At 69.6% G+C, this 23,702-nt stretch carries 25 protein-coding genes and 1 pseudogene; 22 read left to right on the forward strand and 4 right to left on the reverse strand.

The window, feature by feature from the left end; all coding sequences use genetic code 11:
- The 13 genes and pseudogenes from ABZW11_RS27290 to ABZW11_RS27350 form a co-directional block, all read left to right on the forward strand.
- Window positions 1-91 (forward strand): annotated as a pseudogene (locus tag ABZW11_RS27290) (roadblock/LC7 domain-containing protein); the annotation flags it as partial.
- Window positions 92-96: 5 nt separating this feature from the next.
- Entirely contained in the window at window positions 97-492 is a 396-nt protein-coding gene (locus tag ABZW11_RS27295) for a DUF742 domain-containing protein (protein ID WP_355422622.1), read from the forward strand.
- A gap of 7 nt (window positions 493-499) precedes the next feature.
- Window positions 500-1,060 carry an ATP/GTP-binding protein gene (locus ABZW11_RS27300; RefSeq protein ID WP_355422846.1) on the forward strand — a complete coding sequence of 187 codons (561 nt, stop codon included), beginning with the start codon at window positions 500-502 and terminating at the stop codon, window positions 1,058-1,060.
- 56 nt (window positions 1,061-1,116) lie between these two features.
- Complete coding sequence (ffh, locus tag ABZW11_RS27305) at window positions 1,117-2,673, forward strand: signal recognition particle protein (RefSeq protein WP_355422625.1); 1,557 nt, start codon at window positions 1,117-1,119, stop codon at window positions 2,671-2,673.
- A gap of 445 nt (window positions 2,674-3,118) precedes the next feature.
- Window positions 3,119-3,559, forward strand: a complete 441-nt coding sequence (rpsP, locus tag ABZW11_RS27310; protein WP_355422627.1) for a 30S ribosomal protein S16 — start codon at window positions 3,119-3,121, stop codon at window positions 3,557-3,559.
- A gap of 1 nt (window position 3,560) precedes the next feature.
- Window positions 3,561-3,806, forward strand: a complete 246-nt coding sequence (locus tag ABZW11_RS27315) for an RNA-binding protein (RefSeq protein WP_020546537.1) — start codon at window positions 3,561-3,563, stop codon at window positions 3,804-3,806.
- 73 nt (window positions 3,807-3,879) lie between these two features.
- A complete protein-coding gene (gene rimM / locus ABZW11_RS27320; protein ID WP_355422630.1) occupies window positions 3,880-4,380 on the forward strand; it encodes a ribosome maturation factor RimM in 501 nt (166 codons plus the stop codon).
- Complete coding sequence (gene trmD, locus ABZW11_RS27325) at window positions 4,380-5,159, forward strand: tRNA (guanosine(37)-N1)-methyltransferase TrmD (RefSeq protein WP_355422633.1); 780 nt, start codon at window positions 4,380-4,382, stop codon at window positions 5,157-5,159. The genes rimM and trmD overlap by 1 nt, the downstream gene beginning before the upstream one ends.
- Window positions 5,160-5,316: 157 nt before the next feature.
- The gene (rplS, locus tag ABZW11_RS27330) at window positions 5,317-5,679 is read left to right on the forward strand and encodes a 50S ribosomal protein L19 (protein ID WP_345397976.1); all 363 of its coding nucleotides are present in this window, start codon (window positions 5,317-5,319) and stop codon (window positions 5,677-5,679) included.
- A gap of 140 nt (window positions 5,680-5,819) precedes the next feature.
- Window positions 5,820-6,677, forward strand: a complete 858-nt coding sequence (gene lepB, locus ABZW11_RS27335; RefSeq protein WP_355422636.1) for a signal peptidase I — start codon at window positions 5,820-5,822, stop codon at window positions 6,675-6,677.
- Window positions 6,674-7,267, forward strand: coding sequence for a signal peptidase I (lepB, locus tag ABZW11_RS27340; protein ID WP_355422639.1), 594 nt, complete (start codon window positions 6,674-6,676; stop codon window positions 7,265-7,267). The genes lepB (ABZW11_RS27335) and lepB (ABZW11_RS27340) overlap by 4 nt, the downstream gene beginning before the upstream one ends.
- A 53-nt stretch (window positions 7,268-7,320) precedes the next feature.
- Window positions 7,321-7,989, forward strand: a complete 669-nt coding sequence (locus ABZW11_RS27345; protein WP_355422642.1) for a ribonuclease HII — start codon at window positions 7,321-7,323, stop codon at window positions 7,987-7,989.
- A 39-nt stretch (window positions 7,990-8,028) separates the two neighbouring features.
- The gene (locus tag ABZW11_RS27350) at window positions 8,029-8,352 is read left to right on the forward strand and encodes a DUF2469 domain-containing protein (RefSeq protein WP_026215037.1); all 324 of its coding nucleotides are present in this window, start codon (window positions 8,029-8,031) and stop codon (window positions 8,350-8,352) included.
- A gap of 10 nt (window positions 8,353-8,362) precedes the next feature.
- Here ABZW11_RS27350 and ABZW11_RS27355 read toward each other — a convergent pair whose 3' ends face one another.
- Both ABZW11_RS27355 and ABZW11_RS27360 read right to left on the reverse strand, forming a co-directional pair.
- Complete coding sequence (locus ABZW11_RS27355; protein ID WP_355422645.1) at window positions 8,363-9,016, reverse strand: response regulator transcription factor; 654 nt, start codon at window positions 9,014-9,016, stop codon at window positions 8,363-8,365.
- Entirely contained in the window at window positions 9,004-10,185 is a 1,182-nt protein-coding gene (locus tag ABZW11_RS27360; RefSeq protein WP_355422647.1) for a histidine kinase, read from the reverse strand. Before ABZW11_RS27360 ends, ABZW11_RS27355 begins: the two co-directional genes overlap by 13 nt.
- Window positions 10,186-10,399: 214 nt before the next feature.
- Between ABZW11_RS27360 and ABZW11_RS27365 the strand changes: the two genes are divergently transcribed.
- From ABZW11_RS27365 to ABZW11_RS27395, 7 genes are all read left to right on the forward strand, one after another.
- On the forward strand, window positions 10,400-10,774 hold the full coding sequence (locus ABZW11_RS27365) for a DUF6069 family protein (protein WP_355422650.1): 375 nt from the start codon (window positions 10,400-10,402) through the stop codon (window positions 10,772-10,774).
- An 82-nt stretch (window positions 10,775-10,856) separates the two neighbouring features.
- Window positions 10,857-11,870 carry an ABC transporter ATP-binding protein gene (locus ABZW11_RS27370; protein WP_355422652.1) on the forward strand — a complete coding sequence of 338 codons (1,014 nt, stop codon included), beginning with the start codon at window positions 10,857-10,859 and terminating at the stop codon, window positions 11,868-11,870.
- Complete coding sequence (locus tag ABZW11_RS27375) at window positions 11,863-12,603, forward strand: ABC transporter permease (RefSeq protein ID WP_355422655.1); 741 nt, start codon at window positions 11,863-11,865, stop codon at window positions 12,601-12,603. Before ABZW11_RS27370 ends, ABZW11_RS27375 begins: the two co-directional genes overlap by 8 nt.
- A 198-nt stretch (window positions 12,604-12,801) precedes the next feature.
- The gene (locus tag ABZW11_RS27380) at window positions 12,802-13,161 is read left to right on the forward strand and encodes a YraN family protein (RefSeq protein WP_355422658.1); all 360 of its coding nucleotides are present in this window, start codon (window positions 12,802-12,804) and stop codon (window positions 13,159-13,161) included.
- Window positions 13,162-14,712 carry a YifB family Mg chelatase-like AAA ATPase gene (locus ABZW11_RS27385; protein ID WP_355422661.1) on the forward strand — a complete coding sequence of 517 codons (1,551 nt, stop codon included), beginning with the start codon at window positions 13,162-13,164 and terminating at the stop codon, window positions 14,710-14,712.
- 499 nt (window positions 14,713-15,211) lie between these two features.
- On the forward strand, window positions 15,212-16,444 hold the full coding sequence (gene dprA / locus ABZW11_RS27390; RefSeq protein ID WP_355422663.1) for a DNA-processing protein DprA: 1,233 nt from the start codon (window positions 15,212-15,214) through the stop codon (window positions 16,442-16,444).
- Between the two features lie 909 nt (window positions 16,445-17,353).
- Complete coding sequence (locus ABZW11_RS27395; RefSeq protein ID WP_355422666.1) at window positions 17,354-18,241, forward strand: tyrosine recombinase XerC; 888 nt, start codon at window positions 17,354-17,356, stop codon at window positions 18,239-18,241.
- Window positions 18,242-18,246: 5 nt separating this feature from the next.
- On the opposite strand, the gene ABZW11_RS27400 is transcribed toward ABZW11_RS27395, so the two are convergent.
- Together ABZW11_RS27400 and ABZW11_RS27405 are read right to left on the reverse strand one after the other, a co-directional pair.
- The gene (locus tag ABZW11_RS27400) at window positions 18,247-19,596 is read right to left on the reverse strand and encodes a peptidoglycan DD-metalloendopeptidase family protein (RefSeq protein ID WP_355422668.1); all 1,350 of its coding nucleotides are present in this window, start codon (window positions 19,594-19,596) and stop codon (window positions 18,247-18,249) included.
- Between the two features lie 24 nt (window positions 19,597-19,620).
- Window positions 19,621-20,943 carry an MFS transporter gene (locus ABZW11_RS27405; protein ID WP_355422671.1) on the reverse strand — a complete coding sequence of 441 codons (1,323 nt, stop codon included), beginning with the start codon at window positions 20,941-20,943 and terminating at the stop codon, window positions 19,621-19,623.
- A 72-nt stretch (window positions 20,944-21,015) separates the two neighbouring features.
- Here ABZW11_RS27405 and ABZW11_RS27410 point away from each other — a divergent pair, with 72 nt between their 5' ends.
- Window positions 21,016-21,672, forward strand: a complete 657-nt coding sequence (locus tag ABZW11_RS27410) for a helix-turn-helix domain-containing protein (RefSeq protein WP_355422673.1) — start codon at window positions 21,016-21,018, stop codon at window positions 21,670-21,672.
- A gap of 339 nt (window positions 21,673-22,011) precedes the next feature.
- The gene (gene rpsB, locus ABZW11_RS27415; RefSeq protein ID WP_355422676.1) at window positions 22,012-22,941 is read left to right on the forward strand and encodes a 30S ribosomal protein S2; all 930 of its coding nucleotides are present in this window, start codon (window positions 22,012-22,014) and stop codon (window positions 22,939-22,941) included.
- The last annotated feature ends 761 nt before the right edge of the window (window positions 22,942-23,702 follow it).

The raw sequence follows: 23,702 nt of genomic DNA on the forward strand, positions 1-23,702 counted from the left end.
GGCGTATCAGATGACGCTGATGGTCGATCGCGCCGGTCAGGTGCTGACTCCGGCTGTGCGTGCGGAGCTGCGCGCCAGCCAGACCAGGTGATGTAGGTGAGTAATTCGTGGAACAGCGGCGGCTGGGAGCCCCCACCTCCGCCCCCAAGATCCGACCCCGCCTCGCCCGTCCGCCCCTACGCCGTGACCGGTGGACGGACGGCGCCGCGGGTCAAGCTGGCGATGGAGGCCCTGGTGTCGTCGGCGACCGCCGAGCACCGGGAGTTCTCCCACATCACGCCCGAGTACAAGGCGATCAGCCAGCTCTGCCTGCAGGTCAGATCGGTGGCCGAGGTGTCGGCGCTGTTGCGGATCCCGCTCGGCGTGGTGCGTGTTCTGATCGCGGACATGGCGGCGGAGGGCCTGGTTCGGGTGCATCAGCCGCAGCTCGAGGCGGGTCGACCGGACGTCAACCTGCTGGAAAGGGTGCTCAGTGGACTTCGCAGGCTCTAGCCCCGGTCTGACCTCGACGAAGATCGTGGTCGCCGGGGGCTTCGGCGTGGGCAAGACGACGTTCGTCGGCGCGGTGTCGGAGATCATGCCGCTGACCACGGAGGCCGTCATGACCGACGCCTCCGCCGGTATCGACGACCTCGGCATGACGCCGCTGAAGACGACCACGACCGTGGCCATGGACTTCGGCCGGGTCTCCCTCGACCGTGACCTGATCCTGTACCTGTTCGGCACGCCCGGGCAGCACCGGTTCTGGTTCATGTGGGACGACCTCGTCCGCGGCGCCATCGGCGCGGTCGTCCTCGTGGACACCCGCAGGCTCGCCGACAGCTTTCCCGCGATCGACTACTTCGAAGAGGCCCAGCTCCCGTTCGTGGTCGGCGTGAACGGCTGGGACGGCCAGTACCCGCACAGCGACGCCGAGGTGCGCGACGCGCTCACCCTGGCCCCGCACATCCCGATGGTGCGGCTCGACGCCCGCTCCAAGGACTCCGTCAAGAACACGCTGATCCAGCTCGTCGAGCACGCGCTGACGGTTCGGATGGCCGTGCCAGGCTTCGGCGGCTAGCGGAGCGGCTAGGCTGGAGTCTTGACGTACATTCGCTTCGAGGACTGGCCAACCACGTGTTCGAGACGCTTTCCGACCGGCTGACATCGGTCTTCTCCTCCCTCCGATCCAAAGGGCGGCTGTCCGATGCCGACATCGACGCCACCACCCGCGAGATCCGCATCGCCCTGCTTGAGGCCGATGTCGCGCTGCCGGTGGTCAAGGCGTTCGTCGCCCAGGTCAAGGAGCGTGCCCGCGGTTCCGAGGTCTCCCAGGCGCTGAACCCGGCGCAGCAGGTCGTCAAGATCGTTTATGACGAGCTGATCGGGATCCTCGGTGGCGAGACCCGCAGGCTGCGCTTCGCCAAGACGCCCCCGACCGTCATCATGCTGGCGGGCCTCCAGGGCGCCGGTAAGACGACGCTGGCGGGCAAGCTGGCCAGGTGGCTGCGTGAGCAGGGCCACGCGCCCATGCTCGTGGCCGCCGACCTGCAGCGGCCCAACGCCGTCCAGCAGCTCCAGGTCATGGGCGAGCGCGCGCAGGTCGCCGTCTACGCGCCCGAGCCGGGCAACGGCGTGGGCGACCCCATCGAGGTGGCCCGCAGGTCCATCGACGAGGCCAGGCGGCTCAACCACGACATCGTCGTCATCGACACCGCCGGTCGCCTGGGCATCGACCAGGAGATGATGAAGCAGGCCGCCGACATCCGCGACGCGGTCTCGCCCGACGAGGTCCTGTTCGTGGTCGACGCCATGATCGGCCAGGACGCCGTGGTCACGGCGCAGGCGTTCATGGAGGGCGTCGGCTTCGACGGCGTGGTGCTGACCAAGCTCGACGGCGACGCGCGCGGTGGCGCGGCCCTGTCGGTGCGGCACATCACCGGCCGGCCGATCATGTTCGCCTCCACGGGTGAGAAGCTCGAGGACTTCGACGCCTTCCACCCCGACCGCATGGCCTCGCGCATCCTCGACATGGGTGACATCCTCACCCTGATCGAGCAGGCCCAGAAGACGTTCGACGAGGAGCAGGCCGCCAAGATGGCGGGCAAGCTCACCTCGGGCGAGAACTTCACCCTCGAGGACTTCCTCGAGCAGATGCAGATGGTCCAGAAGATGGGGCCCATCAAGAACCTGCTCGGGATGATGCCCGGCATGGGGCAGATGCGCGACCAGATCAACTCCATCGACGATCGCGACCTCGACCGCATCGCGGCCATCATCCGCTCGATGACGCCCGCCGAGCGGCAGGACCCGAAGATCATCAACGGCTCCCGCCGCGCCCGCATCGCGGGCGGCTCCGGCGTGAGCGTGAGCGCCGTGAGCAACCTCGTCACCCGCTTCTTCGAGGCCCAGAAGATGATGAAGCGGATGGCGGGCGGCATGGGCATCCCCGGTATGCCGGGCGGCAAGGGCAAGGCGTCCAAGCAGCAGAAGAAGGCCAAGAAGGGGCGGCGCGTCAGCGGCGACCCGCGCAAGGCCGCGCTGGGCAAGGGCGGCTCCGCCGACGGCGCGCCGGCCGAGCCGGCCCCGAAGGGCGGCGGCGTCCTCGGCAACCTCGGCGGCAAGCTCCCGCCGGGCGTCGAGCTCCCCCCGGGCTTCGACCCCTCCAAACTCCGCCTCCCCGGCCAGAAGTAACGGGGCTCGGACCAGGACATCTGACCCACCGACCCCCGTCCGGCCTCCCGGACGGGGATCGGCTCCCGGCTTCCCGCTTTCGTCGTCGGTCTGGGGATCGCTCGCTGACGCATGCTCTCGGGTGGGTTCGGCGCTTCGGCTGCCGGCCCTGGCCGGTTCCCGCTGCTCTCTGGTCGAGGTCGTTGACGCCGTCACCCCCTCTCTCGCCTCAGGGACCTCGCTGTGTGGGGCTTTAGGGAGGGGTTGGGGGATCTTTGCGGTGGGGTTCGGTGACGGGTCGTGAGCAGTGCCGCAGATCTGGCACAATGACATGTTGGAACACCGTGACCAGGTGGGTGCCCTCTCATCTCCCGCCGGACACGTTTGTCCCTGGAGCGTCGTCGCGTCGTGCCCCACTCGGCGAGGCGCCGTTCACCCACGTGCGAATGCAGGAGAGACCACACCCGTGGCAGTCAAGATCAAGCTCAAGCGGCTCGGCATGATCCGCAACGCTCAATACCGCATCGTCGTCGCCGACAGCCGCACCAAGCGTGACGGCCGGGCGATCGAAGAGATCGGCCTGTACCACCCGAAGGAGAACCCTTCGCGCATCGAGGTCAACGCCGAGCGTGCGGCCTACTGGCTGGGTGTCGGCGCGCAGCCGACCGAGCCGGTTCTCAAGCTGCTCAAGCTCACCGGCGACTGGCAGAAGTTCAAGGGCGAGCCCGCCCCTGAGCCGCTGAAGGTCGCCGAGCCCAAGCCTGACCGTCACGCCCTCTACGAGGCCGCGGCCAAGGAGGCGCTGTCCGGTGGCGACACCGGCACGGCCGCCACCACGCCGAAGAAGGCCAAGAAGAAGGACGAGGCCGAGGCCCCCGCCGAGACCCAGACCGAGGGCGAGGCCTGACGTGCTCGAGGAGGCTCTCGAGCACCTCGTGAAGGGCATCGTCGAACATCCTGACGATGTCCGGGTCCGCGCACGCCGCATTCGCAGCGGGCGCGTCCTGGAGGTCCGGGTGCACCCCGAGGACCTGGGCAAGGTCATCGGACGCGGCGGGCGCACCGCCAAGGCGCTGCGTACGGTCGTGAACGCCCTGGCCGACGGGAAGTACGTACGGGTCGATCTGCTCGATCTGGACGAAGCAGTCCGTTAGCGTCAGGTTTGCGCGCCCTCATCGGCTTCGTACCGATGGGGGCGCTTGCGTTGAGAAGAGAAGGCAGGTTCACGTGCAGCTGGTCGTCGGCCGGATAGGCCGCCCCCACGGGGTACGCGGTGACGTGACCGTGGAGGTGCGCACCGACGATCCCGAGCTGCGCTTCGCCCCCGGCACCGCCATCGCCACCGACCCCGCCGACCAGGGCCCCCTGGTGATCGCAGGACGCCGGTGGCACAAGGGCATGCTGCTGGTGACGTTCGAAGGGGTCCACGACCGCGACGCCGCGGAAGAGCTGCGGGGCACCATGCTGGTCATCGACTCGGCCGACGTGACGCCGCCCGACGACCCCGACGAGTTCCACGACCACCAGCTCATCGGGCTGGCCGTGCAGACCGTCGCGGGCGAGCCCGTGGGAGAGGTGGAGGACGTGCTGCACCACGGCCAGGATCTCCTCGTCGTCCGCAGGAAGGGCCAGGACGACGCGCTGATCCCGTTCGTCAAGGCGCTGGTGCCCGAGGTCGACCTGGAGGCGGGACGGCTGGTCGTCGATCCGCCGGAGGGGCTGCTGTGATGCGGCTCGACATCATCTCCATCTTCCCCGAGTACTTCGCGCCGCTCGACGTCTCGCTGATCGGCAAGGCGCGCGAGCGCGGCACCCTCGACGTACGCGTCCACCAGCTGCGCGACTGGGCCCACGACGTGCACAGGACCGTGGACGACACGCCGTACGGCGGCGGTCCCGGCATGGTGATGAAGCCCGAGGTGTGGGGCGAGGCCATCGACGACGTGATCGAGGGCGGCTCGCCGCGCATGGTCGTGCCGACGCCGAGCGGCCGGCCGTTCACCCAGGAGCTGGCCCAGGAGCTGGCCCAGGAGCCGTGGCTGCTGTTCGCCTGCGGGCGCTACGAGGGCATCGACTCGCGGGTCATGGAGGAGTACTCCGGCCGCCTGCGCGTCGACGAGGTCAGCATCGGCGACTACGTGCTGGCCGGCGGCGAGGTGGCGGTGCTGGTCATGGTGGAGGCCGTCGGCAGGCTGCTGCCCGGCGTGCTGGGCAACGCGCAGTCGGCGGTGGACGACTCGTTCGCGCCCGGGGCGATGCAGAACCTCGTCGAGGGGCCGGTCTACACCAAGCCGCCGGTGTGGCGGGGGCATGAGGTGCCCGCCGTGCTGCTGTCCGGGCACCACGGAAAAGTCGCCAGATGGCGGCGCGACGAGGCGATCCGGCGTACCGTACGGAACAGGCCGGAACTGGCGGCGGCGCTCGACCCCGCGGCGCTCGACAAGCATGATCGCAAACTGCTCGAAGAGCTGTCGTTTCGCCTCCAGCCGGAAGATATGGCAAACTGAATCGCTGCCGACCAACCAGCGGTCGGTGTTGCGTGCCCGGGAAGAGCGACCCCGGACCCCAGGAGACAGCAAGCGCGTCCACTTCGCCGCCGTGCTCGTGCCGAGTGCGGACGGGTGGACCTCCGCGTGCTCGCGAAACATTGAGGAATAGACTCTCATGCACACGAAGATCCAGGAGCTCGAGAAGGCGACCCTGCGCGGCGACGTGCCGGACTTCCGCCCCGGTGACACGCTCGAGGTTCACGTCCGAGTCGTCGAAGGCAACCGTTCCCGAATCCAGGTCTTCAAGGGCTTCGTCCTGCGCAGGCAGGGCAGCGGCGCCCGCGAGACCTTCACGGTCCGCAAGGTCAGCTACGGCGTCGGCGTCGAGCGCACCTTCCCGGTGCACAGCCCGGTCATCGAGAAGATCGTCCTCGTGACCCGTGGTGACGTCCGCCGCGCCAAGCTCTACTACATGCGTGACCTTCGCGGTAAGGCCGCCCGCATCCGCGAGAAGCGTGAGACGACGGCCGCCAAGTAAGCGTCGTTTTCCGATGGCCCGCGCCAACGCGCGGGCCTTTCGGCTTTACAGCGGCGTTTCCTTTATGTGGAGCGACTCGTGCGTGGGTGTAACGTCGGTCGAAGGTTGTCGGGCCTAGTCATCATCTAGGCTCGTCAGCGATGACTAGCGAAAGCCAGGAGCACGGCGCTGCGCGCCGCCCTGTCGAGGACGAGGTGGACGTGGTCGCCGAAGAGACTCATAAGCCGGCCAAGGGTGAAAAAAAGGAGAAGAAGGGGTCGTTCTGGAAAGAGCTCCCCGTTCTCATCGTCGTCGCCCTTGTGCTGGCCCTGATCATCAAGACGTTTGTGGTCCAGGCCTTCTACATTCCGTCGGAGTCGATGGAGAACACCCTGCTCAAGAACGACAGGGTCCTGGTCAACAAGCTCGTCTACCACACTCGTGACATCGAGCGCGGTGACGTGGTGGTCTTCTCCGGCGTCGACTCCTGGGACGGCGAGTTCCAGATGGAGGAGCCGTCCAACGCGGTCGCGGGCTTCTTCCGGTGGGTGGGCACCGCCTTCGGCTTCGTGCCCGGCGAGAAGGACTACATCAAGCGCGTCATCGGCGTCGGCGGCGATCACGTGAAGTGCTGCGACTCCAAGGGCCGCATCACGGTCAACGGCACCCCGATCGACGAGGAGAGCTACCTCTATCCGGGCAACGTGCCGTCCGACACGTTCTTCGACATCACCGTGCCGCAGGGGCGGCTGTGGGTGATGGGCGACCACCGGTCCGTCTCGCTCGACTCGCGCTCCCACACCGGCGATCCAGGCGGCGGGTCCATCCCCGTCAGCCAGGTCATCGGGCGGGCCTTCGTGATCGTCTGGCCGTTCGACCGGTTCTCCTCCATCGACATTCCTGAGACGTTCGCACAGCCCGCGCTGCAGGCGCTCGGCGGCTCGGTGCCGGTGGTCGCCGGGTTCGGGCTCGCCGTACCCTTGGTCCTGGTTCGTCGGCGTCTGAGGAGGCGTCGATGACCTTCACCAAGAAGGCGGAGGGCGTGGCGAAAGAGAAGAAGAAGGGCGGGTTCCGCGAGACCGTCCTGCTGCTCGTCTTGGGGGTCGGCATCGCGCTGCTGCTCCAGGCGTTCGTGATCGGTTCGTTCTACATCCCGTCGGAGTCGATGGAGAACACCCTGCAGGTCAACGACCGGGTGTTCGTCAACAAACTTTCTGGCGATCCCGAGCGCGGCGACATCATCGTGTTCAAGGGATGGGACGGCGAGGACACGATCAAGCGGGTCATCGGCGTCGGCGGCGACAAGGTGGTGTGCTGCGACAAGCAGCGGCGCATCACGGTCAACGGCACCCCGCTCGACGAGGAGTCCTACCTCTACCCCGACGACTACCCGTCCGGCGACAAGTTCGACGTCACCGTGCCCGCCGGCAAGCTGTGGCTGATGGGCGACCACCGCAGCGCCTCGTTCGACTCCAGGGGTCACGCCAAGGAGCCGGGGGGCGGGTTCATCTCGGAGGACGACGTCATCGGCAAGGCCGTGGTGCGTTACTGGCCGCTGTCGCGGGGCTATCTGTTCTCCCGTCCCGAGACCTTCGACAAGGTCAAGTAGCCTCTCGCTTCAGGTCGCGGTTTGCGGCGAATGGGGCGTACGCTGCCTGTGTCATGACAGTTGCGTTCCGCCCTCGACCGAGCGTCGTCCGGCGCGATTCCGGACTCTACGCCTATGAGCGTGCGCTTGCCCGCCGCGGCCTCACCCCCATCGCGGGCGTCGACGAGGCCGGCCGTGGCGCGTGCGCGGGCCCGCTGGTGGTCGCCGCCGTCATCCTGCGCAAACCGGTCGCGGGGCTCGGCGACTCGAAACTGCTGAGCCCGCCGGTGCGCGAACGCCTCTACGACCAGATCATGCGCGTCGCCCACGTAGGCGTAGTGATCATCCCGCCTGGGGAGATCGACGCCAAAGGTCTGCACAAGTGCAACGTTTCAGGAATGCGGCGAGCCGTCGCACAGTTGCCCTGTGACCCGGAGTACATCCTGACGGACGGTTTCCCGGTTCCCGGGCTGCCGGCGCCGTCACTGGCCGTGTGGAAGGGGGACCAGGTGGCCGCGTGCGTGGCGGCCGCGTCGATCGTGGCCAAGGTGACCCGGGACCGCCTGATGGTCGCGCTCGACGAGCGCTACCCGCATTACGGCTTCGCCGAGCACAAGGGGTACGTCACACCGGGACATCGGCTGGCGCTGGAAACGCACGGCCCGTGTCCCGATCACCGTTACTCCTTCGTCACGGTGGCGAGGGGGATGGGTGAGAATGAAATGGGGGCCGGGGTTGCCTGAGCAGGCACACCGGGGGACCGGTACGACAGGAGGACCGCGATGAGCGCAGAGGATCTCGAAAAGTACGAAACCGAGATGGAGCTGCAGCTTTACCGCGAATACCGGGATGTCGTCGGTTTGTTCACATACGTGGTGGAGACTGAGCGGCGGTTCTATCTGACCAACTCAGTCGATCTCGACGTCCGTACCGCGGAGAACGGCGACGTCTTCTTCGACGTGAAGATGCAGGACGCCTGGGTGTGGGACATGTATCGGCCGGCGCGGTTCGTGAAGAACGTGCGCGTGGTGACCTTCAAGGACGTCAACGTCGAAGAACTCGCCAAGGCGGACCTGGAGATGCCCAAGGAGGGGTTCTCGGGGTAGCCCTCCTGCCTCACGTGAGGCCGGCGTCGTGGGCGAGGAGGGCGATCTGGGTGCGGTTGTCCAGGTCGAGCTTGGTCAGGATGCTGGAAACGTGGGCCTTCACCGTCGTGACGCCCATCGCCAGGTCGGTGGCGATGTCGGCGTTCGTACGGCCCTGGGCGATCGCCAGCGCCACCTCGTGCTCGCGGGGCGTCAGCGCGGCCAGCGCGGCCCTGGCCCGCTCGTAGGCGCCCGCCTGGGCGACCGTACGTTCCATCAGGCGCCGGGTGATGCGCGGTGACAGGATCGGATCGCCCCCCGCCACCCGGGTGATCGCCTCCACGATCCGCGGCGGCGAGGTGTCCTTGAGCAGGAAGCCCGCGGCGCCCGCGCGGAGGGCGTGCAGAACGTTCTCGTCGGTGTCGAACGTGGTCAGCACGATCACCTCCGGTGGCCGCGTCCGCGCCCGCAGGCGGCGGGTGGCGGTGATGCCGTCGACGCGGGGCATGCGCAGATCCATCAGGACCACGTCGGGGGCGTGGGCGTCGGTGGCGGTGATCGCCTCCTGGCCGTCGGCCGCCTCGGCCACGACCGTGATGCCGGCGGCGCCATCGAGCATCATGGACAGGCCCGCCCGGACCAGGGCGTCGTCATCGACCAGGAGCACGCGGATCATCCGGGCCATGCTAGCGGGGGCCGCCGCTCGGGCCCAGGGGCATCGTGGGGCGATGACGTCGGCCAAGGTAGGCGGGCCGTGAGGTGGAACTCGCCGTCCTTCTTGCCGTGGTCCAGCTGCCCGCCGTCCAGGCGTACTCGCTCGGTCAGCCCGACCAGGCCGAGGCCGCTGCCCGTCGCTGTGGGGGTCGTGCCCGCCGGAGGCAGCGGGTTGCTGATCTCGATGCGCAGATCGTCGCCGGGTTCGCCCTGCAGGTGGATCTCGACCGGCAGGCCGGGGGCGTGTTTGCGGGCGTTGGTGAGGGCCTCCTGGACCACCCGGTAGGCGGTCTTGTCCACCGGGGGCGGTGGGGCGCCGGTCACCTTGTCGCGTAGCCGTACCGGCTGGCCCGCCCCCTGCGCCTCCGCGATCAGGGTGGGCACGTCGGCCAGGCCGGGAGGCGGCTCCAGCTCGTCACGTTCGTCGTCCTGCTCATGCAGCAGACTGATCACGCTGCGCAGCTCCTCCAGCGCCTGGTGCACGCCCGCCCGCACCACCCCCGCCGCCCTCGCGAGCTGCTCGGGGGAGGAGTCGGGACGGTACTCCAGCGCGCCCGCGTGCGTGGCCACCAGGGACAGGCGGTGCGCCAGTACGTCGTGCATCTCCCTGGCCAGCAGGCGGCGCTCGGCCGCCCGCGCCTCGGCCACCCGCCTGCCCTGCTCCGCCTCGGCGCGCTGGGCACGTTCGTGCAGGGAGATGAGCAGGGCGCGGCGCGAACGGGCCCACGCGCCCCAGCCGAGCAGCGCGCCGTACGCGGCGCAGATCAGCAGCAACCACCAGGACAGCGAGATGCCCGAATTGGGCCGCCACCAGCCCTGGATCAGGTGAGCCGCCATGCCCGCGGCCGCCACCCCCGCCGCCACCGGGAACCGCCTGCGCTGCGCCACCTGCAACGCGCCCATCGTCGCCACCGGCGTCGCCACCGGGGACAGCGTCGCCAGCGCGGTCGCGGCGAGCGCGCCGTGCACCGGCCACCACAGCTGGGCCACCGCCGCCGCCAGGCTCGCCACCGCGATCGCCACGTCCATGCCCCAGGTGGGCCCGCCTACCAAGGTCCACAAGGTCACGCCGGTCAGCGCGCCCATCGCCAGGAGGACGACGGCGACGGCGAGGGAGAACCGGAGTCGGAACGCGCTCATCGGGCCAGGCTAGCCCGCGGCCCTTCCCGGCCATCACCTACCAAAGTCGGAGGCCCGGGCCACTGGGGGAGGAGGCGCCGCGGCCTCGGGCCCGATGTGGCGGGCCGGGGTCACGGGTCATCGTTGGCTGCGGCTTCTCCGGATCGTCCGGTCGGCTCGGTCGCGGGCCGGTGGAGCTCAGCCCCATCAACACCCCAAGAGGACAGGTGACGTCATGGACAAGTCTCTTCGAAGGCCGCTCACCGTCGGCGTTGCCGCTGTGGCCGCACTGGTCGTGTGGGCGGTGGCGGTGCCCCTGGCAGGGGTCGCGCTGACCGTGCACATGGGCGGCGGCATGCAGGAGATCGGGCCCGTGTCCGTGGTCGTGGCGAGCCTGGTGATCGGGCTGGCGGGGTGGGCGCTGCTGGCCGTGCTGGAGCGGGTCACGTCCAAGCCGGGCCGCGTATGGACGGTCGTCGCGCTGGCCGTCCTCGTGCTGTCCCTGCTCGGGCCGCTCGGCGGTGCGGCCGGTGGCGGCGCGATGTCGGTGCTGGTCGTGATGCATCTCGTCGTCGGCGGCGTCCTCGTGGGCGGGCTGGCGCGGCGATGAGCCGGCCTATGGCGGGCAGAGCGCCGTGGTCGCTCGTCCGTCCCCTGAAGCGTCGTGTTCCCGTACGTACCAGGAGATCCGCATGACAGTCCTCGCCCAGGCGATCGACGTCACCCGCCGTTACGGCGAGGTGTGCGCGCTCGACCGCGTCTCCCTGGACATCCAGGCGGGCGAGCTGGTCGGGCTGCTCGGCCCGAACGGCGCCGGCAAATCCACTCTTATCAACCTCTTCACCGGCCTGCGCCGGCCGACGTCGGGCACGGTCACGTTGTTCGGCGGCTCGCCGGGTGATCCTCTTGTGCGGCGCGGCATCGGCGTGACGCCCCAGGAGACCGGACTGCCCGAATCGTTGCGCGTCGGGGAGATCGTCTCCTTCGTCGCCGCACACTTCCCCGACAGCGTCGGCACGACCGAGCTGCTCGGCCGCTTCGGGCTGGACGGCCTGGCCAAGCGGCAGGTCGGCGGGCTGTCCGGCGGGCAGCGGCGGCGGCTGGGGGTGGCGCTGGCATTCGTGGGGAGGCCGCGGCTGGTGTTCCTGGACGAGCCAACGACCGGGTTGGACGTCGAGGGCCGGCGGGCGCTCTGGGCCGGCATCAGGGCGTTCCACGAGGACGGCGGCACCGTCCTGCTCACCAGCCACTACCTGGAGGAGATCGAGGCGCTGGCCGAGCGGGTCGTGGTCGTCGGCGAGGGGCGCGTGCTGGCCGACGACACGATGCGGGCCGTGCGCGGCATGGTCGGTACGTGGCGCGTCTCGCTCACCGCCGGCCATCTGCCCGCGCTGCCCGGCGTGCTCGCTGCGGAAATCCTGCCCGGCGTTCCCGCCGCTGACCGCCTGTCCGGCTCATCCGGCGCGCCTAGTTTGCCCGGTAGTTTGCCCGGTAGTCTGCCCGGCTCTCCCGCTGCCGATGGATTGGCCGGCGTGCTCGCCTCCGGGCGCGTGGATGGCCGTTTCGAGCTGGTCGTCAGTGATGCCGATCGGCTGGTCGTGGAGCTGGTCCGGAGTGGGGTGGCGTTCTCCGGGCTGGAGATCAGGCCGGCCACGCTCGAAGAGGCCTTCCTCGCCCTCACCTCGAAGGAGACCGCCGATGTCTAGCCTGGTGCTCGCGCACACCCGTTTCCTGCTCATCGAGCAGATCAGGACCCCGGTGGGCCTGCTCGCCGCCGCGTTCTTCCCGGCCGTCGCGATGGTGGCGTTCGTGGTGCCGTACACGGGTCAGGACCCGGCGGCGGCGACCACGGCGACGAGTTCGCTGATGGTGTTCGGCGCCATGTCGTCCGCGCTGACCGGGCTCGGCACCGCGGTCTCGCAGGATCGGGAGCAGCCGTGGAACCCCTACCTGCGCACCTTGCCCGCCGGGCCGCTGCCGCGGTTCGCCGGGCGCATCCTGTCGACGCTGGCGGTCATGCTGATCTCGGTGGTGCCCGTACTGGTGATGGGGGCGCTGTTCACGGCGGCGACGATCACGCCGGGCAGGCTGCTGCTGGGGCTGGGCGCGCTGGTGGTGAGCGTCGTGCCGTTCATGATGACGGGGTTGTTCGTCGGGTTCGTGCTGGTGTTCAAGGCGGCGATGGCGGTGTCGCAGCTGCTGTTCTTCCCGATGGCGATTCTCGGTGGGTTGTTGCTGCCGCCGCAGATCCTGCCGGGGTTCGTGCAGGTCATCTCGCCGTACGTGCCCACCAGGGGCGCGGCGGAGCTGATCTGGTGGGCGGTGGCCGGTGTGCGGCCGGGGGTGGTGCCGCTGGTCATGCTGGGTGTGTGGACGGTGGGCATGGGGGTCGCGGCCGTGTGGGCGTACCGGCGGGACGAGGGCCGGCGCTTCTCCTGACCGCACCCATGGAACGCTCACCCGCAGCCACTGCCTGATGGCTCATCCACAGCCGTCACCACGGCTCGTCGCTCATCCACAGCCGTCACCACGGCTCGTCGCTCATCCACAGAATCCCGTTCGGCCGAATTCAGTCCGCCCCGCATCCGGGAAAGTCATGCCGCACCCCGCATCCACCGACAGGACGGAGTTCGGCAGATGGCCACCGAGAGCAAGCAGGAGCTGGGCAAACGAGGCGAGCAACTGGCGGCGGCCTACCTCGAGTCCGAGGGCATGCGCGTGCTCGAACGCAACTGGCGCTGCCGCCACGGCGAGATCGACATCATCGCCGAAGACGGCCGCACCCTGGTCGTCGCCGAGGTCAAGACCAGATCGAGCAGGTCACACGGCTCGGCGCTCGAGGCGGTGAGCCGGGTCAAGCTGGCCAGGCTGCGGATGCTGGCGGCCCAGTGGCTGTCCGGTCAGCCCCGTACGTACGAGTCGGTGCGCGTGGACGTGGTCGCCCTCGAACGGTTCGCGGGTGACTTCTCCCTGTGGCACGTACGGGGGGCGATGTAGATGGCCGTGGCCCGTACGCGGAGTGTGGCCCTGGTGGGGGTCGCGGGCCGCACGGTCGAGGTGGAGGCCGACGTGGGCAACGGCCTGGCCGGCATCCACCTCATCGGCCTGCCCGACACCGCGCTGAGCGAGGCCCGCGACCGGGTCAGATCGGCCATGGTCAACAGCCACTACCCCTGGCCCGACGCACGCATCATCGTCAGCCTCTTCCCGGCCAGCCTGCCCAAGCGCGGTTCGCAATTCGACCTGGCCATCGCCGTCGCCATACTCGGAGCCGCGGGCGTGGTCCCCGCCGAGCGCATCGCGGAGCCGTTCTTCCTGGGGGAGCTGGGGCTCGACGGGCGCATCAGAGGCGTACGCGGCGTGCTCCCCTCCGTCCTGGGGGCGGCCACGCACGGCGACGTCACGGTCGTGGTCCCGGCGGCGAACGCGGCGGAGGCCGTCCTCGTACCTGATGTGAAGGTCATCCCGGTCGGCGACCTGCGCCAGCTCGTGGAGTGGCTGCGCAAGGGGGACGAGCCGCCCAGCCCGGTCGTCGAGGAGCAGCAGGAGCCGGGCTCCGCCGAGCCGCCCCAGACCACCGGCGCCCCCGACGTGGACCTGGCCGACGTCGTGGGCCAGCCGGTCGCCCGCCGGGCCCTTGAGGTGTGCGCGGCGGGCGGCCACAACCTGTGGATGCTCGGCCCGCCCGGCACGGGCAAGACCATGCTCGCCGAACGCCTCCCGACTCTCCTGCCCGACCTGGTGCTCGACCACGCTCTTGAGGTGACGGCCATCCACTCGGTGGCCGGCGCCCTGCCGCCCAACGCGCCCATGATGTGCCGCCCGCCCTTCGTCAGCCCGCACCACACGGCCACGGCGGCCGCGATCATCGGCGGGGGCAGCACGACCGTACGTCCCGGGGCGGTCTCGCTGGCGCACCGAGGGGTGCTCTTCCTCGATGAGGCGCCCGAGTTCCAGCGCAGCGTGCTCGACGCCCTGCGGCAGCCTCTGGAGTCGGGGCGGGTGACGGTGTCGCGGTCGGTGGGCTCGGTGACGTTTCCCGCCAGGTTCATGCTCATCCTGGCCGCCAACCCGTGCCCGTGCGCGCAGGCCGAGGACCAGAACGACACCTGCCGATGTTCACCGACGGTCAAACGCCGCTACATCGGCAGGCTCTCGGGTCCGCTGCTCGACCGGATCGACATGAAGGTCACGGTCGCCCGGTCGTCGCGACGGGAGCTTCTGGCCGATCGGCAGTTCGTGGAGGACAGCAAGACGGTGGCGGAGCGCGTACTCGCTGCCCGCGAACGCGCCGCAGCCCGCCTGGCCGGCACCCATTGGCGCTCCAACGCCGAGATCCCGTCCGCCGTCCTGCACGCCGACTTCCGCCCTTCGCCCGAGGCCATGCGCCCCATGACGGCCTGCCTCGACAGCGGCACCCTGACCGCCCGCGGCTTGGACCGCGTGGTCCGGGTCGCCTGGACCCTCGCCGATCTGGCCGCGAAAGACGCCCCCGGCCAGGACGAGACCAACACCGCGCTGGGCTTCTGGCTCGGCACCCACTCCTGATTCACTCGCCCGATCCCTGCCTGTAGGAGCAACCCCCATGCCCCTTACGCCCACACACCGACGCCCCCTGCGCGGCACCACCCCGCCGACGGCCCCCTTCCCTCAGGTGACAGAGACCCCCAGCATCGAACGACTGGGCACCCCCTTCTCAGCGGCAAGCGCGAACGTCGCGACACCCTTCCCGCCTGCCTCGGGCGCCTCCGCACCAGCTTCCAGCGAGGCGCCACCACCCGCTGCTGAGGCCCAGACCGGCACCGAGAGCGCAGCCCGGATGGGGCCCGACACCGCAGCCCGGATGGAACCCGACACCGCAGTCCGGATGGGACCCGACACCGCATCCAGGACAGACATTGTCGCCGGGGCGGGAACCGCAGCCGGGACGGGGACAGAGGCCAGGACAGGCACCGGAGCCGGGCCGGAGAGCGGGACCAGGGCGGGCGCCGGATCCGGACCGAGGGCTGGCGGGGGACTGAGCGAGGTGGAGGCCAGGGCGGCACTGATGCGAGCCTGCGACGTAGGCGACGTGCTCATGGGCCGCCTCGTCGCCGCATACGGAGCCCCACAAGCCGTCAAGGCGATCCGTTCCCGCACCCTGCCGCCGGAGTTCGTGGCCCAGGAAGCCCAGCAGGAACGTCCACCGGACCTGACCGCCCGCCTCCACACCTGGTACGCCCGCCTCGCAGCCGCCAACCCGGCAGCCGACCTGGCGGCGGGCACCGGATCCGGCGCCCGCCTGATCATCCCCGGCGACCCGGAATGGCCCACCCAACTGGACCAGCTGGGCCCGAGCCGTCCCCTGGCCCTGTGGGTGCACGGCGACGCGGACCTGCGCTTCTCCTGCCTCAAATCCGTCTCCATCGTGGGAGCCAGAGCCGCCACCCCGTACGGCTCGCACACGGCGGCCGAGTTCGGCGTGGGACTCGGAGAGTCGGGCTGGACCGTCGTCTCCGGCGGAGCCTTCGGCGTCGACGGAGCCGCGCACCGAGGAGCCCTGGCGGCCGGCGCACCGACGGTCGCGGTCCTGGCCTGCGGCGTGGACGTCTGCTATCCCAGCAACCACGACACGCTGTTCGCCGCCATCAAGGAACAGGGCGTCGTGATCAGCGAATGCCCACCGGGCGTCCACCCGACCAGGGCGCGCTTCCTCATCAGGAACCGCCTGATAGCAGCCCTGTCGAGAGGAACGGTGGTGGTGGAGGCCGCCATCCGCAGCGGCGCACTCAACACGGCCACCCATGCCCTGTCACTCAACCGGCACCTAGGAGCGGTTCCTGGCCCGATCACCTCGTCCATGTCCGCGGGCTGCCACAAGCTCCTCCGCGAGCGCAAGGCCGTCTGCATCACCTCACCCGAGGACATGATCGACCTGGTCGGCGTGATGGGCGACGACCTCGCCCCGCACGTACGCGCCCCCGCCGTCCCGAGAGACCGTCTCAACGAACCCACGAAGAAGGTCCTGGACGCCGTCCCCGCCCGCGGCGGCGCCGGCCCGGCCTCGATCGCAGTGGCGGCCGGCGTGACTTTGGACGCGGCGCTGAGCGCCTTGGGCGGCTTGGCAGCGGCCGGCTACATCGAACGAACCCCACGCGGCTGGCGCCTCCGCAAACCAAGCACCTCATACCGCAAGGCCCCCGACACCCTCGCCCTCCAACCCCCACCAACCCCCGAACCCGACCCCACAGATCTCCCCCCACCCCCAGACGATCTCCTGCACGTGGGCTACGAAGAGTGACGAAAATCCAGGATCATGGGCAGACCACGATGTAACGGACGACGGCCGACCTCTCACGTCCAAGGCGAGGATCGGGCGGAGGAAGGCCCGGAACTGCCCTTTTGCGACGTAGGCGAGGCATGTCCGTGAGGAGGGAGGGAAAGCGGCGACGAAGTAGGGGTCACTCACGGTGAAACGCCCTCGCGGCGGGGATCCGGGTCTCACAATGAATGCGCGGCCATCGTTTCCCTCTCCTGCGGTCTCGACCATAGCCGTGATGGATCAAACGATGGCCGTCACCACTCCTCCGCCCTCCATGCTCAGGTGCGTTGCGACAAGCACCAGAACCCGAGCGCCCGTCAGGGGTTCAAATTCGGCCGTCGTCCACACACGGCGGCCCGTCGGTCAGCGGCCCGTCGGTCAGCGCCCCGTTGACCGCGGCGAAGTAACGCGATGCGTCGGCCACCGTGGCCGCCGAGGGAGGGCAGTCGCTACACACGGCGGCCCTGCTCATGAGCTTGCTCGCCCGCATTGCTCCTGGGCCCTCCTCGCCTGGCGTGCTCGCATGCTTTGCTCGTGAGCCTTCCTGCCTGGCGTGCTCGCAGGCCTTTCGCGGGCCGTGCTTGCGCGCCTCTCGCAGGCCCTGCTCGCTGGCTCACCTCACCCGGCACCGACCCCAAGGAGGTGGCGCACACCGAACTCATGACGGCATAGTCGAACACACCACTCCGTGGGACGTGACCCACCCGCGGGGGCGGGCTTGGTCGTGGGCTCCCCTTGCGGGCCACGCCGGCGGGCTCTCGTCGCGTGTTCTCTCCGGCGTCGGATCGATGGTCGGCGGTCCCCTGGAGGGGGAGTTTCCTGGTGCTACTAGCGGGTGGCTTGCGTGTTGGGGTTGGTGGTGGGCGGGGCTTGGGGGAGATTTGGGGGATGGGTGTGGATAGGGAAGAGGTTGTGGCGGAGTTCGGGCGGTATTTGCGACTGGAGCGGGATCTTTCGCCTCATACCGTTCGGGCTTATCTGGGGGACGTCAACTCGTTGCTCGATCACCTCGGCGGGCGGATCGAGGCGCTTGAGATCGGGGTGCTGAGGGAGTGGCTGGCCGGGCAGCATGCGGCGGGGAAGGCTCGGGCCACGTTGGCGCGGCGCACCGCCTGTGCCCGTACGTTCACCGCCTACTGTCATCGGCGAGGGTGGCTGGCGAATGATCCCGGGCTGTTGCTGGGCAGTGCCAAGGCGGGGCGGGAGCTGCCTGCGGTGCTCGATCAGCGGCAAGCCGAGGCTGTGCTGGGGGTGGCGTCCGCCGGGGAGCCCAAGGAGTTGCGCGATCAGGCGATGCTTGAGCTGCTGTACGCCACCGGGGTGCGGGTGAGCGAGCTGTGTGCGCTCGACGTCGATGACGTGGATCGGGAGCGGAACGTCGTCCGAGTGCTGGGCAAGGGGCGTAAGGAGCGGGTGGTGCCGTTCGGGGCGCCCGCGTTGCGGGCGTTGGATCGGTGGTGCATTCACGGGCGGCCGCTGTGGGTGCGGGAAAGGACGGGGCCGGCGCTCTTCCTGGGGGTGCGGGGCGGCCGTATCGATGCGGGGACGGTACGGCGGGTGGTGCATGCGAGGTTGGCCCAGGTTGAGGGGGCGCCGGACATGGGGCCGCATGGGTTGCGGCACAGCGCGGCCACTCATCTGCTGGAAGGGGGTGCGGATCTGCGTAGCGTGCAGGAGTTGCTGGGGCATGCGTCGTTGAACACCACGCAGATTTATACGCATGTGTCGATCGAGCGGTTGCGGGCGGCTTATCGGCAGGCGCATCCGAGGGCTTGACCTGGTCAACGGCTCTGGTGGCCAGGGGTTCTGCCTCTTCGACCTCGGGTTCGGTCATGGCGGCTCTTCCGGTGCTGGCCTCTGGTCGAGGTGTGGCGGCGTGGGCGGGGTCGATTGGCCCTGCGTCTGCGGCACCTGAGGGTGATGAGGAGGAGGGTCGCCAGGAGGGCTGCGATCGCGAGGGCAGCGGGGTGCGGGGACGAGGCGGCTCGTATGAGGGTGGGGATCGGTTCCGGGTTGGGCGTGGTGAACTGTGGATCGCTCGGCAGGCCTTTCGCGGACCTTGTGGTGAAGGCGTTCTGATCGGCGGCATCAGGCCCGGTGCCGGCAGTGGTGTCGGTCGCAGTTCTGGTCGTGGCGTCCGCCGGAGCTCTGGCCGGGGGGTCGGCCGGCGTCTTGGTGGTGGGGTCCGCCGCGGTTTTGGTGGTGGGGTCGGCTGGGGTCTTGGTGGTCTGGTCTGTTGGGGTCTTGGTTGCGGCGGTGAGCCAGGCGTCGGCTGCCCTGTTGGCCGGCGTGTCGGCTGCGGGGGTTGTGGCGGGGGCTTGCTTGTCGGTGGCCGGGCTGCTGGTGGTGAGGGGCGAGTGGTTGGCACCCGTGCTCTCGCCGTTGGCTCGGATGTGGTGGCGGTCGGGGCTGTCCCAGAAGGGGAGGAGGCGGGTGGGGGCGTGGCCTAGGAGGTGGAGGGGGTTGAGGTATTGGGCGTCGCGGATGAGGCCCCAATGGAGGCAGGACTCTGGGCAGTGCGGTTTCGAGGGGGCCGCTATGACGCCTATCTCGGTGCCCGGGGTTACCGGGTGGCCGCGGGTCAAGGAGGGGGTAACGGGGAGGTAGGTGGTGCGCAGGCCGTTCGGGTGGTCGATGGTGACCACGCCTTTGCCTGCTATCGGGCCTGCGAAGCGGATGGTGCCTGGGCCGGCTGCCAGGACCGGGGTGGCGACCGGGGCGGCCAGGTCGATGCCGCGATGGCCCGCCAGCCAGGGCATGGGTGGTGGGGCGAAGCGGCGGATGATGCGGGGGTGGCCGTTCAATGGCCAGCGCCAGGTGGGAGCCGAGGGAGAGGCTCTGGCTGGGGTTGCTGAGGTGGGGAGGAGGGCGGAAGTCGTGATGAGGGTGACCAGGAGGGCGGCCTTGGCCAAGGCTGTCAGGAGGTGAGGGCTTCTTGAGGAAGCTCCTTGAGTGCGGGTGGGGTGGTTAAGGGGTGTGGTCTCGGTGGGTTTGAGGGTGGGGGGTTCGACGTTCATGCGCGGGAGTTTGGCGGGTGGGGTGGGGGCCGCGGAGTGGTGAACGTCGTTCTGTGGAGAAGCAGGGGTTGGCGCGGCCGGGCTGTGGATTGGGGCCTTGGACTTGGGCCGCATTGAGGTGATCGGTGGGTGGCTTGGTCAGATGGAGTGGCGTTTCGTGGTCATGTAGGTCGATGTTGTGGTGGGCGTCGGTGGGAGTGCTGGGCGGGTAGGACGGGGGCCTTCGGGGTGGATGGGGGAGAGCCAGATCCAGAACGTGCTCAGGGCTATGCCGCCTGCGCAGATGAGGATCACCGGGCGTAGGCCGATCAGTTCCGCCAAGAGGCCGCCTGCCAGGCCGCCCAGCGCCAGGACGCCCTGAATGGCGAAGGTCATCGTGGCGTTCACCCGTCCTCGCAGCTCCGGGCTCGTTTCTCGCAGGACGATGGCGCCCATGCAGGTGGCGAAGGCGACCACGATGGCGCCGGCGACCGTACCGGCTAGAGCGAGCATGACGAGCTTCCACCACAGCGGGCCGGTCAGCAGGCCCACGGTGAGGATCTCGGCGGGGAAGAAGATCACGGACAGGAGGAGTACGCGGTTCTCGCCGTACTTCTTCGACAGGCGGGCGGTCAGCCAGGCGCCCAGGAGGCCGCCGGCGCCGCCCAAGGCGATCAGTACGCCGATCAGCCCCTTGGGGATGCCCAGCGTGTTGACCATGTAGAGCATGTAGACGGCCGTGTACGCCATGGCGAAGAAGTTGATCGTGACGCCGGCGAACAGCAACGCGCGCAGCACCGGGTGCGTGACGCTCGCCTTCAGGCCCTCCACGATGTCGCGCCACATGCCCTTGGAGGCGGCGGGGGTGTTCCGCTCCGGCGTACGGATGGCGCGCAGCAGCAGGGCCGAGGTCAGGAAGGACAGCGCCTCCGCCAGTACGGCCAGCGGCGCCGTAAGGACCTGCACCAGGAGACCGGCCAGGCCGGGGCCGGCGACCGAGGCCACCGAGTACGTCGTCTGGAGGCCCGCCATCGCCTCCGTTCGCTGCTCGGGGCCCGCTATCGCGGCGATGTGCGGGAAGTTGGCCGCCTTGAAGAGCACGCCCGCCGTACCGATGACCAGTGCCACGACGATCAGCCACGTCACGTTCAGGATGCCGAGCAGCCACGCCAGGGGGACCGTGGCGGCTGCGGCGCAGGACGTCAGCTCGCACGCGATCATCAGCGGCCTGTGACGGGTGAGGCGGTCGGCGATCGCTCCCGACTGGAGGCCGAACAGCAGCACCGGTACGGACGCCGCCGCCGTCAGCATCCCCATCTGCGCCGGGGACGCGGTCAGCAGCGCCACGGCAGTCAGGGGGATGGCGAGCTTGGAGACCTCGGAGCCGGTGATCGAGATCGTCCGGGCCGACCACAGCAGGCGGTAGTCGCGTTGTTTGCGCAGGGGCCGAGGGTCAGCGGAATTCCGAAAGGAACGCTTCATAGATGTGAAGATAATCCTTCATAGTTTGTGAAGGCAACCTTTCATATCTTCAGGAGTGGGTACCTTGGGCTCATGACGGGCGAGACTTCGGCGCTCAGCGACCCCAAGGCGATGCGGGCGCTGGCACATCCGGCGAGACTGGCGATCCTGCAGCGACTCGGCTCACACGGCAGCGCCACTGCCACCGAGGTGGCTGAGGGGGCGGGGATCACCCCCAGCGCCGCCAGCTACCACCTGCGCATGCTCGCCAAGTACGGCTTCGTCGAGGACGCGCCCCCTCGCGGCGACGGCAGGGAACGCCTGTGGAAGTCCGCGGAGCGGAAATTCTCCGTCGGCATCGAGCCCGAGGATCAGCCCGAGGTGCGGGCCGCCAAGCAGATGTTGATCGAGGCGTTCCGGCGTGCGGCCAACGAGGAGGCGGAACGGGCGCTGCAGACGGTCGAGCGAGAGCCCGATGAGTGGCGGGACGCGATCACGTTCGGCCGGCATCGCATCAGGGTCGACGCACGGGAACTGGCGGGGCTCAGCCGGGAGATCGAGAAGCTCATCGAGCCGTACCTGGTGCGCAACCGGAGTGCGGAGGCCGCGCCTGAAGGGGCGAGGGTGTCCGAGGTGCAGGTCAACCTGTTCCCGACGCCGCCCAGGACGAAGCCGGGGCTGCCGACCGAGGACCACGGGTTCCCGGCAGTGCGGCGCGAGGGGGATATTCCGGAAATATCCGAGGAGTGAAGGTCCCGAGGTTGGAGGATGTGGGTGGCGGGTGATGCTCCTCGGAGCCGCCTCGGGGCGAGGGTAATGAGGGGCGGGAATGGGGTGTCGGTAGGCCGGGAGTATGTGGTGGGCGTTTGACCGGGGGCGGTCAGGCCGGCGCGGCGCGGGAGGTAGACTTTCCGGTGGCCTGTCACCGCAGGCCGACTTCGCATGCCCCATTGCGGACCGCTTCATCGGTCCGGGCCACGTGCCCGGCTGGAGCGGGTTCGGGGCATCAGGGCGGCAGACGACGCGCTGCCGCGGCACAACCGAAAACCGCGCCCATCCGCAGGGCGCCCAGACCTGGAGGACCAGCACATGGCCCCCGTCGTCACCATGCGACAGCTGCTCGAGAGCGGCGTTCACTTCGGCCACCAGACTCGGCGCTGGAACCCGAAGATGAAGCGGTTCATCTTCACCGAGCGCAACGGCATTTACATCATCGACCTTCAGAAGTCGCTGTCGTACATCGACCGCGCCTACGACTTCGTGAAGGAGACCGTCGCCCACGGCGGCACGATCCTGTTCATCGGCACCAAGAAGCAGGCTCAGGAGGCCATCTCCGAGCAGGCCGCGCGGGTCGGCATGCCGTACGTCAACCAGCGCTGGCTGGGTGGCATGCTCACCAACTTCTCCACCGTGCACAAGAGGCTGCAGCGTCTGAAGGAGCTCGAGGAGCTCGACTTCGACAACGTCGCCGCCTCGGGGCTCACCAAGAAGGAGCTCCTGATGCGCCGCCGCGAGAAGGACAAGCTGGAGCGTACGCTCGGCGGCATCCGTGACATGGGCCGGGTGCCCAGCGCCGTGTGGGTCGTCGACACCAAGAAGGAGCACATCGCGATCAGCGAGGCCAAGAAGCTTGGCATCCCTGTCGTCGCGATCCTCGACACCAACTGCGACCCCGACGAGGTCGACTACCCGATCCCGGGCAACGACGACGCCATCCGCGCCGTCGGCCTGCTGACCAGGGTCGTCGCCGACGGTGTCGCGGCCGGTCTGATGGCTCGCTCCGGCGCCGCCCGCGGTGACGAGAAGCCGGCCGCCGCCGAGCCGCTGGCCGAGTGGGAGCGCGAGCTCATCGAGCAGGGCACGGAGAAGGCCGCCGGTGAGGCCGCCGCTCCCGAGGCCGCTTCTGAGGCCGCTCCTGAGGCCGCTGCCGCCGAGACCGAGGCTCCGGCCGCCGCTGCCGAGGCTCCGGCCGAGGCCGCCGCTCCGGCCGCCGAGGGCGAGACCGAGCAGCAGGGCTGACGCCCTGACTTCGGGGTGACCTCCGAGGGTCTGCCCCCGACCGGCCCTTCCATGTTCTGATGGAAGGGACCGGTTCGGTGACGGGTTCTCGGTGGTCGTCCCGCCAGGGGCGGTCGCTGCCGCTCGGATTGCCGCGTACCGGCCGAGGCTGGTTCCGCTCTGGACGGTCCGCGAAGGCTCGGCAGGCTCGTGGCGGTGCCGGGAGGTGCCGCTGTGCCGGCTGAGCACCGCACGTGGCCGCCGGGGTTCCGGCAGCCGGGCAAGGTGTACGTCTCGGTCCGGCAAAAGGCCGGGCTGGGACGGCACGCCGGAGCGGTTCACCAGCACCGGGTGAGCTACTCCAGGGCTCGGGTCTCTGCCGATCGGGCCGGGAACCGGGCACGCCGAGCCTGGTCCTGAGAGGGACGAACTCGGGGCCGGCGTCCCTGGGTTCCGGTCGAAGGGCCGGGGCCAGTGGTCCGGTCCAGGTTCGAGGCTCCGGGTCGGGTCCGAGCGCTGGGGCTCGGGGCTGTGGGACTGGTGGCGGTAGGGCGGTAGGCCGAGGCGAGGCTGGGCAGTATGCCGGGCGAGGCAGCGGCAATGCCGACCGAAGGCCCTGGCCCGGTGCGAGGCCCTGGGCCACAGGGGTCCGAGGCCACGGTCAACGGCTTCGGGCAGTGGCTCGGTGCAAGGCACGACAGAAGGCTCACCGTACGGCATGCGCCCGCCGTACGAACCAGGGTGGAAGGCCGCAGACCGGCCCCCGCCCCGACCATGATGAC

Origin of the sequence: Nonomuraea sp. NPDC004580 (assembly GCF_040609855.1) — a bacterium.
Taxonomy (GTDB): Bacteria; Actinomycetota; Actinomycetes; order Streptosporangiales; family Streptosporangiaceae; genus Nonomuraea; species Nonomuraea salmonea.

Bases quoted from the DNA above. Each gene is read 5' to 3' on its own strand.
- ABZW11_RS27410 (WP_355422673.1), top strand. From the start codon at position 21,016: ATGACGGGCGAGACTTCGGCGCTCAGCGACCCCAAGGCGATGCGGGCG.
- lepB (WP_355422639.1), top strand. From the start codon at position 6,674: ATGACCTTCACCAAGAAGGCGGAGGGCGTGGCGAAAGAGAAGAAGAAG.
- dprA (WP_355422663.1), top strand. From the start codon at position 15,212: ATGCGAGCCTGCGACGTAGGCGACGTGCTCATGGGCCGCCTCGTCGCC.
- ABZW11_RS27355 (WP_355422645.1), bottom strand. From the start codon at position 9,016: ATGGCCCGGATGATCCGCGTGCTCCTGGTCGATGACGACGCCCTGGTC.
- ABZW11_RS27375 (WP_355422655.1), top strand. From the start codon at position 11,863: ATGTCTAGCCTGGTGCTCGCGCACACCCGTTTCCTGCTCATCGAGCAG.
- lepB (WP_355422636.1), top strand. From the start codon at position 5,820: ATGACTAGCGAAAGCCAGGAGCACGGCGCTGCGCGCCGCCCTGTCGAG.
- ABZW11_RS27400 (WP_355422668.1), bottom strand. From the start codon at position 19,596: ATGCGGCCCAAGTCCAAGGCCCCAATCCACAGCCCGGCCGCGCCAACC.
- ABZW11_RS27405 (WP_355422671.1), bottom strand. From the start codon at position 20,943: ATGAAGCGTTCCTTTCGGAATTCCGCTGACCCTCGGCCCCTGCGCAAA.
- rpsB (WP_355422676.1), top strand. From the start codon at position 22,012: ATGGCCCCCGTCGTCACCATGCGACAGCTGCTCGAGAGCGGCGTTCAC.
- ABZW11_RS27360 (WP_355422647.1), bottom strand. From the start codon at position 10,185: ATGAGCGCGTTCCGACTCCGGTTCTCCCTCGCCGTCGCCGTCGTCCTC.
- rplS (WP_345397976.1), top strand. From the start codon at position 5,317: ATGCACACGAAGATCCAGGAGCTCGAGAAGGCGACCCTGCGCGGCGAC.
- trmD (WP_355422633.1), top strand. From the start codon at position 4,380: ATGCGGCTCGACATCATCTCCATCTTCCCCGAGTACTTCGCGCCGCTC.
- ABZW11_RS27350 (WP_026215037.1), top strand. From the start codon at position 8,029: ATGAGCGCAGAGGATCTCGAAAAGTACGAAACCGAGATGGAGCTGCAG.
- ABZW11_RS27385 (WP_355422661.1), top strand. From the start codon at position 13,162: ATGGCCGTGGCCCGTACGCGGAGTGTGGCCCTGGTGGGGGTCGCGGGC.
- ABZW11_RS27370 (WP_355422652.1), top strand. From the start codon at position 10,857: ATGACAGTCCTCGCCCAGGCGATCGACGTCACCCGCCGTTACGGCGAG.
- ABZW11_RS27380 (WP_355422658.1), top strand. From the start codon at position 12,802: ATGGCCACCGAGAGCAAGCAGGAGCTGGGCAAACGAGGCGAGCAACTG.
- ABZW11_RS27365 (WP_355422650.1), top strand. From the start codon at position 10,400: ATGGACAAGTCTCTTCGAAGGCCGCTCACCGTCGGCGTTGCCGCTGTG.
- ABZW11_RS27395 (WP_355422666.1), top strand. From the start codon at position 17,354: ATGGGTGTGGATAGGGAAGAGGTTGTGGCGGAGTTCGGGCGGTATTTG.
- ABZW11_RS27345 (WP_355422642.1), top strand. From the start codon at position 7,321: ATGACAGTTGCGTTCCGCCCTCGACCGAGCGTCGTCCGGCGCGATTCC.